The following is a 15,561-nucleotide window of genomic DNA, read 5'->3' on the forward strand; positions in this document are numbered from 1 at the left end:
CGACCTCCTATCTTGGAACGACCATTCCAAGTTAGCGGCATGCGGCATGAAGCGCAATCCATCCGATTCAAGAGCTCAGTTCAGGGCCATCGGGGCGAGACCGAGATCGGCGAGAGCGGCGGCACCGCGGGCGGCATGGTCGCCGCCGGCGAGCACCAGGGTCCGTGCCGACTGGTACCGGCAGCCGGCGGCGTCGAAGACGTCCGCCGTGGCGAGCAGTCGCTCCTGGTCGTTGTCGAGCAGGGCTTCGGCACGCTCCACGATGGCACTGGCGACCGGGTTGCCGGCCGTGACGGTCCGGGCGTCGGCCAGACGGGCGCGTGCGTCAGGGCTCCCGGCGAGCACGGTGGCCTCCGCGCGTAGCGCCACGTACCAGTGGAGCCAGATCCAGGTGACCCATTTCCATACCTCGCCGGCCTCAGAGGCCATCCGCTCCAGGGCCTCCTGTGCCTGCCCGTGGTGGAGCAGCAGCATCGCGTCGAAGATCGCCCCGTAGCCGTAGGCATGTTCCGGCGTGGTGCCGAACTGGTCCAGGACCGTACCCCACTCGCGCCGGGCGTCGTGGTCGTCACGGAGGCCGTGGATCATCGCCACCGCGGCCACCGCCGGGCCGAGGGCCGACCTGGGAGGGCTGCCGGCCCGCCGCCACGCGTCGAGGAACCGGACGCTGCCGGTGAGCACCTGGTCGACGTCGCCCGCCAACGCGTCGGCGACCAGCAGCCAGCTCATGGCGCGGTGGCCGACCTCGGCCAGCAACGGATGGTCGGCGAGTTGCCGTGCCCACCGGCGAGCCCCTGGTAGATCGCCGGTGCCGAGGCCGGCCTCGGCGGCCTCACCGAGCGCCTCGATCAGCTCGTGGGTGGCGGCCGGCGTGTTCGGTGTGGACGACAGCAGCGCGATCCGGCGCCGGGCCGTGGCGGCGGCGGCGAACGCGTCACCGGCCCAGCTCAGGGCGCCGGTCAGCACATCGAGCGCGGCGGATTCTGCGAGCGGATCACCCGCACGGTGGGTCAGCTCGACGGCCCGTTCGGCGCGTGCGATCTTCTCAGGTACGGAGTCGTCGGGCTGGCCGTGGGCGGCACCGATCGCGTCGTTGAGCTCCCGCGCGGCCTCGGCCAACGCCACCGCGGCCTGCGCCGCCGGGTCCTCGCCGGCCAGCTCCCGCGCCTGGGCGATGAGCGCGCCCGTCTCCTCCGACGGCAGCTTCCTGGCGAACTTGCCCGCGAACCGGTAGGCGTTGGTGGCGATGGTCGCCAAGTCACAGGCGGCGACGGCGGTGTCCCCGGCGCGGCGGGCGGCTTCCGCGGCCGCGAGGTGCAGGCGGTACATGTCATCACCACGCATCCGGCAGCCGGCCACGGCCGCGGCATGCCGGAGCATCGACGCGGTGGTGGCGGGATCGTCGGCGAGCGCGGCGGCCTGCTCATAACGGCCCTGGGACTCGCTGACCAGGTGACGGGTGAACGTCAGCTCCGCCAGGTATCGAGCGAGGCGGCGGGCGTCCGCGCGCTGCTCCGGCTGGTCGGCCGCCCACGCCAGGGCGGCGCGGAGGTCGTCCGCGACCGCGTCGAACCGGGCCCGCCAGTCCGCTCCCACCACCGCCAGGTCTGCGGCCTCGGCCAGGCACCAGCGAAGGTGCCGGGATCGGGTCTCGACCAGCTCACCGGCCTCGGTGAGCCGCTCCTTCCCGTACTGCCGGATGGTCTCCAACGCCCGGTACCCGGTCCCGCTCGGGCAGGCCGTCACCACCAGCAGACTCTGTTCGGCCAGCCGGGCCAGCCCGTCGGCGACCAGGCCTTCCTCGGACCCGGAGACCGCCGCCGCAGCGGCAGCGGTGAACGGCGCCACGAACACCGACACCTGGCGCAGCAGTGCCCGGTCGGCCGGCTCCAGCAGGGCGTGGCTCCAGTCCAGCGCCGCCCGTACCGAGCGATGCCGGTCCTCGGCGCGGGAGCCGCCGGTGAGCATCCGGAGCGGGTGGGACAGGGCAGTGGTGATGCCATCCAGTCCGAGGGTGGGATACCGGGCGGCGGCCAGCTCGATCGCCAGCGCCATTCCGTCCAGCCGCTCACAGATCTCGGCGATGTGGTCGAACAGCGGAGGGTCCAGCGGCCGGCCGACCGCCGTCGCCCGTTCCATGAACAACGCGACCGCGTCCGACTCGCCATCGACGGCCAGCGACAGCGGCGGGACCGGATACACCCGCTCGAACGGCACCATCAACCGGGCCCGGCTGGTCGCCAGCACCGTCACTCGAGGGCACGTCGCCAGCAGCCGCTCGAGAAAGAGCGCCACCCCGTCCACCGCTTGCTCGCAGTTGTCCAGCACCAGCAAGGCATGACGGTCGGCCAGCGCGGCGACCACGGACTCGGTCATGCCATGGCCGGGCTGCTCGCCGAGGCCGAGCGCGCCGGCGACCGCGGCCGCGACCATCCCCGCGTCGGTGACCGGGACGAGGTCGACGAACCACACCCCGTCGGCGTACTCGCCGGCCGCTTCCGCGGCCACCGCCAGCGCGAGCCGGGTCTTGCCCACTCCGCCGGGACCGACCGCGGTCACCTGGCGGTGCTCCTTGAGCATCTCGACCAGCAGGGCTCGCTCGCTCACCCGGCCGATGAACGAGGTCAGCGGGGCCGGGAGCACCGGTGCCGGACGAGACGGGCCGGCGCCGACCGGCTCGGGCGCACGCTGGGCGAGCGCCCGCCGATCCGGCACCTCCAGCTTGCGCAGCAGCGAGGAGACGTGACTCTCCACGGTACGCACGGAGATGCACAGTCGTGCCGCGATCTCGGCGTTGCTGAGATGGGCCCTGACCTGTTCCAGTACCTCGGCTTCACGAGGCGAAATGTCCAGCACTGCTGCCACTGTCCCAGTTTGCCGCATCCCCTTCGGGCTCCCGTCCGTAGTGGCCATCGTGCGCGATCCGTGCCGTCGATCCGTGGACGGTTCCGTGGTCGCCACGGATGCGGATCGGTGGGGCCGGAAGGGAAGCTGTGAACACGAACACAGCGGGTCGATGGGACCCACGACCACAGGAGGTGACCATGACCGGCTCTTCCAACCAGGGCATCAAGACGGTGCTGCACCCGGTGTCCGACCTGGCGAAGGCCAAGGCGGTGTACGCGGCCCTGCTCGGTATCCCGCCGCATGTCGAGTCGTCCTACTACGTCGGTTTCGAGCTCGAGGGCCAGCACATCGGACTGGTGCCGGGCGGTGGGCCGCAGGGCATGACCTCGCCGGTGGTCTACTGGCACGTACCGGACATCGAGACGAAGCTGGCCGAGATGACCGCCGCGGGGGCCACCGTGAAGGAGGCCGCGCACGAGGTCGGCGCCGGTCGCGTGGTGGCCACCGTCATCGACCCCGACGGTAACGTCCTCGGGCTCCTGCAGGACCGGTGAGCGCCGACCTGCCCTGCCATTCCGCCCACAAGACGACAAATCCACTTCGTTCTTAAGGAAGAACCGCTATGACCTCCCTTGGCTCAGCCATCCTCGAAGTTCCCGACCCCACGGTCGCCGACGCCTTCTACCAGGCCTTCGGACTGGGATCTTTTGTGAACGTACGCGCCTCGGACGCGCCGACCACCGGCTTCCGTGGGTTCGCGCTGTCACTCGTGGTGTCCCAGCCGGGCAACGTCGACGCCTTCGTCGGCGCCGCCCTCGACGCCGGCGCCACGACCCTGAAGCCGGCCACCAAGAGCTTCTGGGGCTACGGCGCCGTCGTACGCGCCCCGGACGGGACGATCTGCAAGATCGCGACCTCGAACAAGAAGGACACCGGCCCTGCCACCCGGCAGGTCGACCAGGTGGCGCTCCTGTTGGGAGTGGCGGACGTCAAGGCGAGCAAGCGGTTCTACGTCGACCGCGGCCTGACCGTGGCGAAGAGCTTCGGTGGCAAGTACGTCGAGTTCGACACCTCGTCGGCCGTCACGCTGGCGCTCTACCCTCGCCGCGCCCTCGCCAAGGACACCGGCATGCCCCAGGAGGGCACCGGATCGCACCGGATCGTGATCGGCGGCGCTGCCGGGACCTTCACCGACCCCGACGGGTTCGTCTGGGAGAACGCAACCGTCTGATGCACGCGGCGGGACCATCAGGTCCCTTCGCAAGACCTCGAACATCCAAGATCTTCAAGGGAGAACTCCGTCATGAGCAACACCGAGAGCAGCACGTACGAGGGATTCACGGCCGATGAGCGGGCCGCGATGAAGGAGCACGCCCAGGAGCAGAAGAAGGCGGCGCGCCGCAGCAAGGCGGCGGACAAGGCGGCGGAGGAGGCGCGGGACGTGCTCGCGAAGATCGCCGAGATGCAGGGCTCGGACCGGATCATGGCCGAGCGCGTCCATGCCGTCATCACCGCGAGCGCCCCGGTCCTTGCGCCGAAGCTCTGGTACGGGATGCCCGCCTACGCGCTGAACGGCAAGATCGTCTGCTTCTTCCAGAGCGCGGCGAAGTTCAAGTCGCGCTATGCGACGCTCGGGTTCAACGACTCGGCGAAGCTGGACGAGGGCACGATGTGGCCGGCCGCTTTCGCCCTGACCGAGGTGACGCCCGAGGTGGAGGCCCGGATCAGCGAGCTGGTGAAGCAGGCGGTGAGCTGAGGACGCTCATGCGGGCTGCGGCTCCTCGTAAGGGATGCGGCTCAGGTGCAGGATCGAGCCCAGCGTCCCCCACTCGTCCGCGCCGAGCTTGGTCAGCGGACGCAGTCGTTCGGCGTCAGGCCGGCCCCGGACGACGTAGTCCTCGTGCACTGCGGCGAGGAACACCCGGCCGAACACCAGGGTGGAGTTGCCCATGCGCAGGGTGGTGTGCGAACGGCACTCCAGGACGACGGGGGAGGCGGCCACTCTGGGTGGCCGCACATGACGGCTTGCCTCACGTTCGATCCCGGCGAAATCGAATTCGCTGACGCTCCGTGGGAAGTCGGTCGCGGTGGCGTTGATCAGGTCCAGCAGCGGTTCGGCGGAGAAGTTGACGACGAACTCCCCGGTGTCCTCGACATTGCGCAGGGAATCCTTGCGGCCGATCGAGGTGAACTGCACGATCGGCGGATCGGTGCTGGCGATGCTGAAGAAGGAGTGCGGGGCGAGGTTCTCGATGGCTCCGTCCGGAGTGACGGTGGAGATCCACGCGATCGGGCGCGGGATGACGACCGAGGTCAGAAACCTGAAGAAAGCCATACCGCCCATGGCCTCGGGATCGAAATCGACGCGCATGACGATCAGTATTCATCGCATCGACGGTGTGTGATGGTCGCCGCGCGGGACGAGCGCCGAACCCGGGCGCGGCTCGGTGGCCGCGCCCGGCCGGCTGGTGCGAAGGTGCCGTCAGCGCTCGATGAACACCGGGTTGGAGTAGAACCACAGGTCGGCCCACGGGTCGGAGCCGTGCGGGTCGGGCTGGGGCTCGAGCTCGTCGGTGTTGGTGCCGCGGACGCGGACGTACATGGGGCCGTCGATGTCGCGCAGCGTGTGACGGACGACGATCTCGTCGCCCTGGCGCCGCCACTGGCCGGGGCCGTAGCGGGCCTCGACCTTGGTGGTGGGGTTGGTGTCGGCGGAGCGGTCCTCGACCGGCCCGGTGATCCGGCCGGTGATGATGTCGAGGCGGTTGACCTGCGGGCGCTCGCCCTTGGCGTTGGGCGTACGCGGCACGCGGAAACGGACCTCGACCTCGGCGTCACGGTCGCCGCCGCGCAGCCGGAGGGTCTCGCCGACGCTCGCGGTGTTGCCGTCGGCCTGGCCCTGGGCCTGTCCGGTGCGGGACACCGTCAGGTCGAGCCGGTCGATCAGGTCGCCGATGACGACGAAGATCCGGCCGCCGCGGAGGCCGTCCAGGATGTCGGCGTAGTCCCAGCCCGCGTGCACGTACGTCTTGGAGTATTCGCCGGGCCAGAAGTCGCTGCCGCCGTCGCTGTAGTGCCTGTGGGAGTCGGAGGTGGAGGTGATCCACCAGCGGCGGCCCTCGCCGAGCAGCGAGTCCCACAGGCCGCCGAGCCGCGCGGTCATCTGGTCGAAGCCGCCCATCGTGGGGTAGTTGCCGTAGCCGCCACGCTCGCCGTCGGGCTTGACGCTGCCGTCCTTGTTGAGCGATCCGGCCTGGTGGCCGGGTGCGCCCTCGAAGCCGTGCGCGATCTCCGGCGCGGTGTCGTGCCAGTTGCGGAACTCCGCCGGGGTGTCCTGGCCGTAGACGCCCAGCCCGGTGGCGGAGCGGGCGGGGTGGTTGGCGAACAGCAGCGGCTTGTGCGGGAGCTGCCGCATCACCCGCAACGCTTCGAGCATCTTCTGCTCGGTGTCGAAGGTCGGGTCGGCCGGGAACGGGTCACGCTTGGAGAAGCGGCTCTCCAGCTGGAACAGGATGTCCCGCTCGGTGGCCACCTTCGGAATGATCAGGCTGGAGTGGTCGGCGGCGGGCGTGTCCAGCTCCATGCCGTAGAACTGCAGCACCCGCGGCACGGACCGGCGCGCCTCCAGGAGGCTCGGGTAGCGCTGCTCGGCGTCCAGCTTCGAGTGCAGCGGGCCACCGTGGTCGGTGGACACGATCCAGGCCAGCCCGAACTGCTGCGCATGCGACGCGTTGACCGACAACGGGTAGATCGCGTCCCCGCCGAGGATCGGCTTGGGCGGGGTCGTGGAGTTGTCGTAGCCGACGCTGAACTCGCTGTGCACATGGTGGTCGCCGGGCAGCCACCGCCGGCGGCCACCGCCGGGGCGCCGGTCGTCGGCCCAGGCCGGACCGGTCAGACCGCCTACGGCGACCGCGCCGACCAGCCCACCGGTGACGGCCAGCAGCCGCCGCCGCGTCACGACCTCGGGTTTCTCAGAAGCGGACATCGAGGTTGGTTCCTCTCCAAAGGGCGCTATACATCCGCCCGAGTCCATCGATGCCGCGTGACAAGCTATTGACCGATCACCGACCGCGAGGCGAACAGTCGAAATCCGGCGTCCCCGGTACTCCGCAAACGCAAGTACGTACTGCGTTAAGGTGAGGGGTATGGAGACGGACCGAGAGCGGACCCGGCGGCCGGGAGGCCGCAGCGCCCGCGTGCGCGCGGCGGTGCACCAGGCCGTCACCGACCTGGTCGCCGAGCGCGGGTACGGCAATTTCACCGTCGGCGAGGTCGCGAACCGCGCCGGCGTGGCCGACACGAGCATCTACCGCCGCTGGGGCAGCCTCGAAGCGCTGACCATGGACGTGGCGATCACCTGGCTGACCACCACGTCCCCGATCCCCGACACCGGAAGCCTGGAGGGCGACCTGCGCGCCTACGCCGCCAACGTGGCCCGCGACGTCACCGGGCCCGACGGGCCGGCCGTGCTGCGCCTGGTCATCGCCCTGTCCACGGCAGGTCAGGACGGCATGCGGGCACGCGACGCGTTCCTCGCCGAGCGCGCCGGCCAACTCCAGACCATGCTCGACCGGGCCCGTGCACGAGGCGAACAGCCGCCCGACGTCCTGGAGGTGGTCGACCACATCCTGGCCCCCATGTACATCCGCATCCTTTTCGGCGCGGGCCCCCTCACACCCGACTACGCCGACACGCTCGTGGACCGTCTGCTCGGCCTCAAGGGACCTGCTGAGGGCTGAACCCGGAAACCCTGGACCGCGTATCTCCATCCACAGGCGGCGCTCGGCCGTTCCAGGGAAAGGTTCACGTCAATGACCCTGTCCGTCGCGGTATCGGGAATGAGTTGCGGGCACTGCGCTTCGACGATCCGGCAGCAGGTCCTGCCGTTGCGGGGCGTCGAGCGGGTGGAGGTGGACGTGCCCGGCGGTCGCGTCACGGTGAGCGGAGGGCCGTTGCTTCAGGAGTCGCAGGTACGCGAGGCGATCGCTGAGGCGGGTTACCAGGTGGTCTCCTGACCCTGCGGCCGCCCCCCGGCGTCGGAGAACGTCCGCCGGTAGTGCTCGGCCGCCTGGGCCATGTCTGAGCTGATGAGGTCGAAGAACCGGCTGGCCGTCCGGAGCCGGATGCCGGCCGGGGTGTGGGCGCCGAGGACGTCGACGCCGTCCCGGACGGTGTCGGCCCACAGCGTCATCGACCGCATGCCCACCAACCACGCCCGATACCAGACGTCGGCGTCGATGGTGTACCGCTCACGCCGGTTGTCGCGCTCACGTTTGACGAGTCCCACCTGCTCGAGCCAGCCGACGCCCTTGGAGATCGACGCGGGGCTGACCCCCATCCGCTCGGTCAGCTCGGCGACGGTCATGTGGCCGGTATCGCTGACGAACAGGCAGGCCATCACCCTGGCCGCCATCGTCGGTATCCCCCCGAACCTCGCAGTGAGTCTCTCCTCGAGTTCCCGTACCGCCTGGGGGTCACGCCCGTCGGCATCCGCGCTCGCCTGAGTGGTCGACGGCGGGTTCGGCCGACGGCGGGCGCGCCATTCGGCCGCCTGCTGCGCCCGGGCCGCGTGGTAGCCGTGCGGGCCGCCGTTGCGTGCGATCTCACGGCCGATGGTCGACCTCGGCCGCTCCAGGCGGCGGGCGATCTCCGCGTAGGTGAGCTTCCCCGCCAACCCTTCGGCGATCTTGCGGCGGTCCTCGTACGTCAGGTGGCCTCGCGGCATGCGCCCTCCCTGGTCGCGGGGACGCACAAGTATGCCTTCAGTGGCGCTTCATCGCTACAGGCTGTTGCATTTGCCCACACTGTCAGTGCGCCAGTTGCTCCGCTCTGAGCTGGGATAACAGGGTTCACGGCTTGCTGAATTCGCAAACGCATCCGTAACTTTCCTGCTGCGCGAATGATCGCCGTTCTCTGGGAGAACCCTGACATGGCTGCCAAGATATGCCTCGTAACCGGCGCCTCATCCGGCATCGGCCACGCCACCGCACTCGAGCTCCTGCGCGCAGGACACATCGTGTACGGCGCGGCGCGGCGGGTCCACATGATGGGCGCGATCCGCGAAGCGGGAGGTCACGCCCTCCCGATGGACGTGACCAAGGAAGAAGACCTCCAGCGGGTCGTCCGTACCGTCCTGGACGATCACCAGCGGATCGACGTCCTGGTGAACAACGCGGGAGCCGTCGTGCACGGTGCGGTCGAGGACACGCCGCTGGAGATGGCGCGGGACGAGTTCGAGGTCAACCTGTTCGCGCCGGCCCGGCTGATCCAGCTCGTCCTGCCGCAGATGCGCCGGCAGGGATCGGGCACGATCGTCAACGTGTCGTCGATCGGCGGGGAGCTCGCCTTTCCGCTCGGCGCCTGGTACTACGCCTCCAAGCACGCCCTTGAGGCGTTCTCGGACACGCTCCGCATGGAGACCAGGCAGTTCGGCATCGACGTCGTCGTCATCCAGCCCGGCATCATCAAGACCGATTTCGAGGCCGGGACCGCGCGGCAACTGCGGGAGATCTCCGGGAACGGGCCGTACGGGCAGATGGCCGAGGCCATGGCCCGCGCGGCCGAGACGCCGATGGAGGGCGGCCCCTCGGACCCCGGCGTGGTCGCGACAGCGATCCGGCAGGCGGTCGAGTCTGACCGGCCGGAGACCCGCTACGTCGTCGGCTGGCAGGCCGAAGCTCTCCTGCAGCTCAACAGGTCCCTTTCTGACCGCGAGTTCGACGCACGGGTCGCCGGCCTCGCATGAGCACCCGCAATTCGGAGAAACCCATGACTCCTGCAATCGCCATTTCCGGGCTCGTCAAGGCGTACGGGCCGGCACACGCCCTTGACGGGCTCGACCTCACTGTGAACACCGGAGAGGTGCACGGCTTCCTCGGCCCGAACGGGGCGGGAAAAAGCACCACCATCCGCGTCCTGCTGGGCATGATACGAGCCACCTCCGGCAGCGCCAGGTTGCTGGGCGGCGACCCCTGGGCCGACGCCGTCGCGCTGCACCGGCGGCTGGCGTACGTGCCGGGCGACGTCGAGCTCTGGCCCAACCTCACCGGCGGCGAGGCCATCGACGTGCTCGGCCGGCTGCGCGGCGGTCTCGACGACAGGCGCAGGACCGAGCTGATCGAGCGGTTCGAGCTCGATCCGAAGAAGAAGGCGCGGACGTACTCCAAGGGCAACCGCCAGAAGGTCGCACTTGTCGCCGCCCTCTCCGCCGACGTGGAGCTGCTGATCCTCGACGAGCCCACGAGCGGGCTGGACCCGCTCATGGAGGCGGTGTTCCAGCAGGTCGTCGCCGAGGCGAAAGCCGCCGGCCGGACGATCCTGCTGTCCAGCCACATACTCTCCGAGGTCGAAACCCTCGCCGACCGGATCACCATCATCCGGGACGGAAAGGCCGTGGAGTCGGGGACGCTGGCGCAGCTGCGGCACCTGACCCGGACGACGGTCGCGGCCGACACCGCCGCCCCGGTCACCGGTCTCGAGCAGCTGCCCGGCATCCACGACGCGAAGGTCGAAGGCGCGAGCGTGCGGTTCGGCGTGGACGCCGAACACCTCGACGCCGCCATCAGGCACCTCACCACGTTCGGCATCAACTCGCTGGTCAGCCACCCGCCGACGCTCGAGGAGCTCATGCTCCGGCACTACGCGCGCAAGGAGGCGGCATGACCGCCACGGTTTCCCCGGCGCGCGGCCGTACCGGATCGAGACCGGCGGGCAGCCACCTGACCGGTACCGGCGCCATGGTACGGCTGGCGCTGCGCCGCGACCGGATCAAGCTCACCATCTGGCTGGTCGCCATCACGGTCATGGTCCCGCGCTTCTACAACGCCGCCGTGAGCGCGGTCGTCCCGACGCCTGAGGCCTTGGCCGAGGCCTCGCAGATGATCCGCGTCTCCTTCATGAGGGTGCTCGGCGGGCCGCTCGTCGGCGACGTCACCACGCAGAGCTACTTCCTCGCCGCCTACTGGGTCGAGTTCCTGCTGGCCGCCGCGATCATGAACATGATGCTCATCACCCGGCACACCCGGGCAGAGGAGCAGACCGGCCGGGCCGAACTCATCCGGGCGGCCGTCGTGGGCCGGCACGCGCAGCTCACAGGGGCGCTGATCACCGCCTTGATCAGCAATGCCGCGCTCGCGGTCCTCACCACCGCCGCGACGATCAGCATCGGGTTCCCGATCGGCAGCGCGCTGCTGTTCGGCGCCTCCCTCGCCGCGGTCGGGCTGGTGTTCGCCGGGGTCACCGCGGTCGCCGTGCAGGTCACCGAGCACCCCAGAGGCGCCAACGGGCTCGCGGGCATCGCGCTCTTCACCGTCTGGCTCCTGCGCGGCGCGGGGGCGCTGCAGAGCCAGGAGGGCGGTCCGCTGTTCTGGCTGTCCCCGATCGGCTGGTCACAGCAGACCCGGGTGCTGGCCGACGAGCGCTGGTGGCCGCTCGGCCTTTCGCTGCTCCTCGCCGGACTCCTCGTCGTGGGCGCCTACTCCCTGTCGAGCCGCAGGGATCTCGGCGCATCCTTGATGGCCCCGCGTCCCGGCCGGGCCTCGGCGCCTTCCTGGCTGCGCACGCCGTTCGCGCTCGCTCTGCGACTCCAGCAGGGGGCCATCGCCGGGTGGGGAGCCGCGTTCCTCGCCATCGGGCTCGTCCTGGGCGCCATGACCGGGGGAATGGAGCAGACCGATCTCCCCATCTTCTCCGCCGACGCGGACTTCGGGCGAGCCTGGATCAGTCTCATGGTCTTCACCGGGTCCCTCTACACCGGCGTCTTCGCGGTCCTGTCGGTCATCCGGCTCCGGGCGGAGGAGGTGGGCGGACGTGTCGGCCCCGTGCTGGCCGGACCCACCGGAAGAGCGACGTGGTACTGGTCGTCCCTGCTGGTCACCGCGCTCGCCGTGGTCGTCCTGCCGGCGGTGTACGGTGGCGCGCTCGGCATCGGCGCCGCCCTGTCGACCGGCGATACCGGCCTCGTGGGAGAGGTCTTCTGGGCAAGCCTGATCCGCGCCCCGGAGGTGCTGGTGCTGCTCGCCATCCCCGCCGCGCTGCTCGGGCTCGCCCCAAGGGCCATGGCCGCGGCCTGGGCCGTGCTCGTATACAGCGGATTCGTGCAGGTCCTGGGGTCCTACATGAACATGCCGGAATGGGTGGTGAACACGTCGGTGCTCTCCCACCTCCCCTGGCACCCGCTGGGGTCCTTCGCCCCGGTGGCCACGGTGGTGCTGACCGCGATCGCCGCGGTGCTGACGATCCTCGGTCTGTACGGCCTGCGCCGCCGCGATCTCGCCTCGGGCTAGTCGGTGAATATCGTGGCGGGGTGGACCGTATCGACACCCCCGCGCTCGTACTCCTCCCGTTGCGCCCTGAGCACGCCGACGAGATGGCCGTCGTGCTGTCCGACCCCGGCCTGCACACGTTCATCGGCGGGGTCCCGCTCACCGCGCAGGAGCTGCGCGCCCGCTACGAACGGCTGGCCGCCGGGCCGCCCGGCTGGCGCAACTGGGTGCTCTGGTCGCGAGAGGAAGAGCGCCTGGTCGGGTACGTGCAGGCGACGATCGAGGGCGGCACCGCCGAGATCGCCTGGGTGATCGGGACGCCCTGGCAGGGCCGCGGACTGGCCACCGCGGCCGCCAGGGCTCTGGTCGCGCACCTGGCGGACGAGGGGATCGGCACGGTCATCGCGCACATCCACCCTGACCACGCGGCCTCGGCCGCCGTCGCCGGCTCGGCCGGCCTGCGCCCCACTGACCGATGGCATGACGGGGAGGTCCGCTGGGAGCTCAAGATCCCCTACGCTTAGGGGCTCTTGAGTTGACGTCCTCGACGACAAGGTGCTGCATCGTGGTCACGCACGAAGAGATGGTCGAAGCGTTCGGTGACGAGGGCCTGCTGCTGATGGACGCGGAGCGGTGCCGCGAGCAGGGCCTGTCGGAAGCGGACGCGCGGATCCTGTCCGAGGTCGGGCTGCCGGTACGGGCGGATCTGGCCTTCACCACCTTCATCGCCGCCGAACCGCGGGTGGGCTCGCTGGTCGTGTTCAGGACGGGCCACGGCGATGTCAACGTCCTCACGCTCGGCGGGACCTCCGGCGACTCGGGCATGCGCTACTTCCTCGACATCCGCAACGGCGTCGTCGGGCTGCTCTCGATGGGCGACGAGCCGCAGGCGGAGAAGGTCAACAGCTCCCTGGAGCATTTCGTCGAGTTCCTCTACCGGCTCAGACTGCGCCAGCAGGCACTGAACGGCGAGTCCCCGGAGGCCGGTCAGAGCTACACGCAGGACTTGTGGCTTTCGCTGAAGGAGCTCGATCCGGACGCCTTCAGCGAGGCCGAGGCCTGGTGGTCCATGGTCATGGACACCTTGCTGAGCCGCAGCCACATCGCCGAGACGCGCGCGTTCCTCGAACAGCGCCGCGCGGAGATCGCCGACACGCTGGCCGACGCGCTCGAAGAGGCCTCATCGCAGCGGTCGCAGCGAGACGCCTTCGACCAGGCTCTCAGCCGATTGGAGCACGAGGGCTGGCAGATCGTCGACGCCAAGCTCTTCGCCTCCGACACCGAGACCAGCGGCCTGCTGAGCCCGGCCGACGACCTCGACGGCTATTTCACCCCGGACGGCGCGTTGGTCAGGGACGTGCCCATCGCGTGGCGGGGCGGGCTGTCCTCCAACATCCAGGCGTCGTTCGCCCGGGAGGGCCTGGTGGTCTCCGTTCCCGGACAGGCGGACCGCGAGGACTACGACGCGCTGCTGGATCTGGACCCCGATGAGCTGGGCAGGCAGGCCGACGCCGCGATGGACGCGCTCTTCGCCGCGGTCCACGGCCTGAACAAGCCGGAGGAAGGCGTCGTGACCTGCCTGGCCGGCGACCGGTCCTCCGACCTGTGCCGGATCGTCCGGGCCTTCGACCGGCTCGCGGCGCGCGGCTACGTCGCCGAGCCGGACCTCTGGCCGACCGCCTCCGGAGCCTGGCAGCAGGTCCACGAGGCGACCCCGGACGGCGAGGAGCCCAAGGCCGTCTTCTGGACCACCCAGTCCCACACGTCCTGCTTCGACGCCTACGGCGACCTGGTGGACGAGCTGGCGCTGCAATGGTCCGGCGACCGGGACCTGATCGCGAACGCGCTGGCCGGCACCGGACTCGCGGTGGAGACCCCACCGCACGACGGGGTCGCGTTCCTCCTCCGCCCGGCCCCGAAGCCGGAATAGGAACTGGCCGCCGGACTACGCGGAGAAGTTCGTCCACGACGGCGACTGGCTGTCCGAGGCCCGCTCGTACTGGCACTGGTGATCCACAATGAGCCGCCTTCATCCACAGGGTGTGGGTAACGGTTTGTGTATCGGAGCGCGGAGGGTTCCCGGGTGGCATGGGGAGTCCGTCAGGCCCGGTTTTTACGGCATCTGCCGGGGTTGGAGCCTCATTGGGCCATCGGCGATCGGGCTTGGGTCGGCGCGGATGCGGGCAGCGTGCGGGTGAAGTTATCCACAGGGCGAGGCGGTTATCCACAGTTGTGGAGTCCGGGCTCTCCGGCGGGATGGCTTTCGCGTACGAGCAGCAGGGCGAAGGCCGGAAGGGCGGCCAGGGCGGTCATCAGGATCACGGCTCCCGCCAGGTTGCCGGTTACCAGCAGCGGGGTGACGAGGGCGGCGCCGATCGGCGGGGTGGCCTGCATCATCGTGCGGAAGACGCTGAAGACGCGGCCGCGCTGGGACGGTGGGATGCGCTCCATGCGCAGCGATTGCGCCCAGACGGTCATGGGTGCGCTGAACGCGCCGATGACCAGGAACCCGACGGTCACCGGGATCCAGTCGGGAGATCCGAGGACCGCTGGGAAACCTGCCGCCGCCACAAGCTCGACCACGGCGATCGCGATCAGCCGGCCGGCTCTGGGGCGCCAGGCGCCGGCCGCGAACCCGCCCAGGAGCTCGCCCGCCGACAGGGCCGCCATGAGGAGGGAGAGTGCGGCGCCGTTGCCCGGGAGCTGCTCCCTGGCCAGCCAGGGCGCGACGACCATGGTCAGCGCGCCTTCGGCGACGTTGAACGCCATGAAGGCCAGCGTGGTGCTGACGAGCACCTTGTCGCGGAAGACCGCCCTGGGGGCTGTCCCGGTTTCTGGGCTTTCGTGAGGGCGTAGGGGGCGGCGGATCAGGGCCACGGCCGTGGCGAAGCAGGCGTAGGTGGCGGCGTCCACGGCCAGGACGTTCGCCGGGCCGACGGCTCCCAGGAGAGGTGCGGCCAGGGCGAAGCCGATGATCCCCGACAGTGAGTAGCTCACGGATTCCAGCGCGTTGGCGGCGTCGCGCTCCTCCGGCGCGACCAGCTCGGGGATGGCGGCGGGGACGGCGGCCATGGGGAGCATTTTCAGCAGGCCGTAGAGGGCGGCGACAAGGAAGGGGAGCCAGGTCGGCACGGTCGCGACCACTGCGGTGAAGGGGATGGAGCCGACCGCGACGCCGCGTACGACGCTGTCGGCGATCAGGGCTGTCCGCTTGTCGGACCGGTCGAGCAGCGGACCCGCCACCAGGCCACCGACCAGGACAGGGGCGGTGTAACAGACGGCCAGGATGCCCAGCTTCGCCGTTCCGTCCGGCTGGGCCAGGACGAGCCAGGAGAGGGCGACGAACGTCATGCTGTCGCCCATCACGGAGACGGACGCGCCCAGCCACAGGCGGCGGAAGTCGCGCCTGCGTCTGAGCAGGGACAAGTAGGTCGACACGAGGGGATTC

General features: G+C 70.2%; 15 protein-coding genes. 10 read left to right on the plus strand and 5 right to left on the minus strand.

Annotated elements, in window-relative coordinates:
* Window positions 1–75 precede the first annotated feature (75 nt).
* On the minus strand, window positions 76–2,865 hold the full coding sequence (locus AB0J64_RS20425; RefSeq protein WP_364028849.1) for a LuxR C-terminal-related transcriptional regulator: 2,790 nt from the start codon (window positions 2,863–2,865) through the stop codon (window positions 76–78).
* 179 nt (window positions 2,866–3,044) lie between these two features.
* Here AB0J64_RS20425 and AB0J64_RS20430 point away from each other — a divergent pair, with 179 nt between their 5' ends.
* From AB0J64_RS20430 to AB0J64_RS20440, 3 genes are all read left to right on the plus strand, one after another.
* Window positions 3,045–3,401, plus strand: coding sequence for a VOC family protein (locus AB0J64_RS20430; RefSeq protein WP_364028851.1), 357 nt, complete (start codon window positions 3,045–3,047; stop codon window positions 3,399–3,401).
* Window positions 3,402–3,469: 68 nt separating this feature from the next.
* Entirely contained in the window at window positions 3,470–4,078 is a 609-nt protein-coding gene (locus tag AB0J64_RS20435; RefSeq protein WP_364028853.1) for a glyoxalase, read from the plus strand.
* A 72-nt stretch (window positions 4,079–4,150) separates the two neighbouring features.
* Window positions 4,151–4,603, plus strand: a complete 453-nt coding sequence (locus AB0J64_RS20440) for a DUF1801 domain-containing protein (RefSeq protein WP_364028855.1) — start codon at window positions 4,151–4,153, stop codon at window positions 4,601–4,603.
* A 6-nt stretch (window positions 4,604–4,609) separates the two neighbouring features.
* On the opposite strand, the gene AB0J64_RS20445 is transcribed toward AB0J64_RS20440, so the two are convergent.
* On the minus strand, window positions 4,610–5,218 hold the full coding sequence (locus AB0J64_RS20445; protein ID WP_364028857.1) for a flavin reductase family protein: 609 nt from the start codon (window positions 5,216–5,218) through the stop codon (window positions 4,610–4,612).
* A gap of 111 nt (window positions 5,219–5,329) precedes the next feature.
* Window positions 5,330–6,835: a phosphoesterase gene (locus AB0J64_RS20450; protein WP_364028859.1), complete on the minus strand. Its 1,506-nt coding sequence runs from the start codon at window positions 6,833–6,835 to the stop codon at window positions 5,330–5,332.
* A 160-nt stretch (window positions 6,836–6,995) separates the two neighbouring features.
* On the opposite strand from AB0J64_RS20450, the gene AB0J64_RS20455 reads away from it, so the two are divergent.
* Window positions 6,996–7,589, plus strand: a complete 594-nt coding sequence (locus AB0J64_RS20455) for a TetR/AcrR family transcriptional regulator (protein ID WP_364028861.1) — start codon at window positions 6,996–6,998, stop codon at window positions 7,587–7,589.
* 72 nt (window positions 7,590–7,661) lie between these two features.
* Window positions 7,662–7,865, plus strand: a complete 204-nt coding sequence (locus tag AB0J64_RS20460) for a heavy metal-associated domain-containing protein (protein ID WP_364028863.1) — start codon at window positions 7,662–7,664, stop codon at window positions 7,863–7,865.
* Here AB0J64_RS20460 and AB0J64_RS20465 read toward each other — a convergent pair.
* Window positions 7,847–8,575, minus strand: a complete 729-nt coding sequence (locus AB0J64_RS20465) for a helix-turn-helix domain-containing protein (RefSeq protein WP_364028865.1) — start codon at window positions 8,573–8,575, stop codon at window positions 7,847–7,849. The two genes, AB0J64_RS20460 and AB0J64_RS20465, sit on opposite strands and share 19 nt — an antisense overlap.
* 204 nt (window positions 8,576–8,779) lie before the next feature.
* Between AB0J64_RS20465 and AB0J64_RS20470 the strand changes: the two genes are divergently transcribed.
* From AB0J64_RS20470 to AB0J64_RS20490, 5 genes are read left to right on the plus strand one after another with little or no spacing between them, the layout of a single operon-like run.
* Window positions 8,780–9,595 (plus strand): oxidoreductase, encoded by an 816-nt coding sequence (locus AB0J64_RS20470; RefSeq protein ID WP_364028867.1) that lies wholly within the window; start codon window positions 8,780–8,782, stop codon window positions 9,593–9,595.
* 23 nt (window positions 9,596–9,618) lie between these two features.
* Complete coding sequence (locus AB0J64_RS20475) at window positions 9,619–10,512, plus strand: ABC transporter ATP-binding protein (RefSeq protein ID WP_364028869.1); 894 nt, start codon at window positions 9,619–9,621, stop codon at window positions 10,510–10,512.
* Window positions 10,509–12,134, plus strand: a complete 1,626-nt coding sequence (locus AB0J64_RS20480) for a hypothetical protein (RefSeq protein ID WP_364028871.1) — start codon at window positions 10,509–10,511, stop codon at window positions 12,132–12,134. Before AB0J64_RS20475 ends, AB0J64_RS20480 begins: the two co-directional genes overlap by 4 nt.
* A gap of 20 nt (window positions 12,135–12,154) precedes the next feature.
* Window positions 12,155–12,637 (plus strand): GNAT family N-acetyltransferase, encoded by a 483-nt coding sequence (locus AB0J64_RS20485; protein ID WP_364028873.1) that lies wholly within the window; start codon window positions 12,155–12,157, stop codon window positions 12,635–12,637.
* 41 nt (window positions 12,638–12,678) lie between these two features.
* Window positions 12,679–14,043: an SUKH-4 family immunity protein gene (locus AB0J64_RS20490; protein ID WP_364028875.1), complete on the plus strand. Its 1,365-nt coding sequence runs from the start codon at window positions 12,679–12,681 to the stop codon at window positions 14,041–14,043.
* A gap of 290 nt (window positions 14,044–14,333) precedes the next feature.
* Here the strand turns inward: AB0J64_RS20490 and AB0J64_RS20495 are convergent, their stop codons facing one another.
* Window positions 14,334–15,551 carry an MFS transporter gene (locus AB0J64_RS20495; RefSeq protein ID WP_364028877.1) on the minus strand — a complete coding sequence of 406 codons (1,218 nt, stop codon included), beginning with the start codon at window positions 15,549–15,551 and terminating at the stop codon, window positions 14,334–14,336.
* Between the last annotated feature and the right edge of the window lie 10 nt (window positions 15,552–15,561).

It is taken from the genome of Nonomuraea sp. NPDC049695, assembly GCF_040674955.1.
In the GTDB taxonomy this organism is placed as follows: domain Bacteria; phylum Actinomycetota; class Actinomycetes; order Streptosporangiales; family Streptosporangiaceae; genus Nonomuraea; species Nonomuraea helvata.

Coding starts and splice junctions, on each gene's coding strand:
- AB0J64_RS20460 (WP_364028863.1), top strand. CDS start 7,662: ATGACCCTGTCCGTCGCGGTATCGGGAATGAGTTGCGGGCACTGCGCT.
- AB0J64_RS20465 (WP_364028865.1), bottom strand. CDS start 8,575: ATGCCGCGAGGCCACCTGACGTACGAGGACCGCCGCAAGATCGCCGAA.
- AB0J64_RS20430 (WP_364028851.1), top strand. CDS start 3,045: ATGACCGGCTCTTCCAACCAGGGCATCAAGACGGTGCTGCACCCGGTG.
- AB0J64_RS20475 (WP_364028869.1), top strand. CDS start 9,619: ATGACTCCTGCAATCGCCATTTCCGGGCTCGTCAAGGCGTACGGGCCG.
- AB0J64_RS20440 (WP_364028855.1), top strand. CDS start 4,151: ATGAGCAACACCGAGAGCAGCACGTACGAGGGATTCACGGCCGATGAG.
- AB0J64_RS20480 (WP_364028871.1), top strand. CDS start 10,509: ATGACCGCCACGGTTTCCCCGGCGCGCGGCCGTACCGGATCGAGACCG.
- AB0J64_RS20445 (WP_364028857.1), bottom strand. CDS start 5,218: ATGCGCGTCGATTTCGATCCCGAGGCCATGGGCGGTATGGCTTTCTTC.
- AB0J64_RS20470 (WP_364028867.1), top strand. CDS start 8,780: ATGGCTGCCAAGATATGCCTCGTAACCGGCGCCTCATCCGGCATCGGC.
- AB0J64_RS20455 (WP_364028861.1), top strand. CDS start 6,996: ATGGAGACGGACCGAGAGCGGACCCGGCGGCCGGGAGGCCGCAGCGCC.
- AB0J64_RS20450 (WP_364028859.1), bottom strand. CDS start 6,835: ATGTCCGCTTCTGAGAAACCCGAGGTCGTGACGCGGCGGCGGCTGCTG.
- AB0J64_RS20435 (WP_364028853.1), top strand. CDS start 3,470: ATGACCTCCCTTGGCTCAGCCATCCTCGAAGTTCCCGACCCCACGGTC.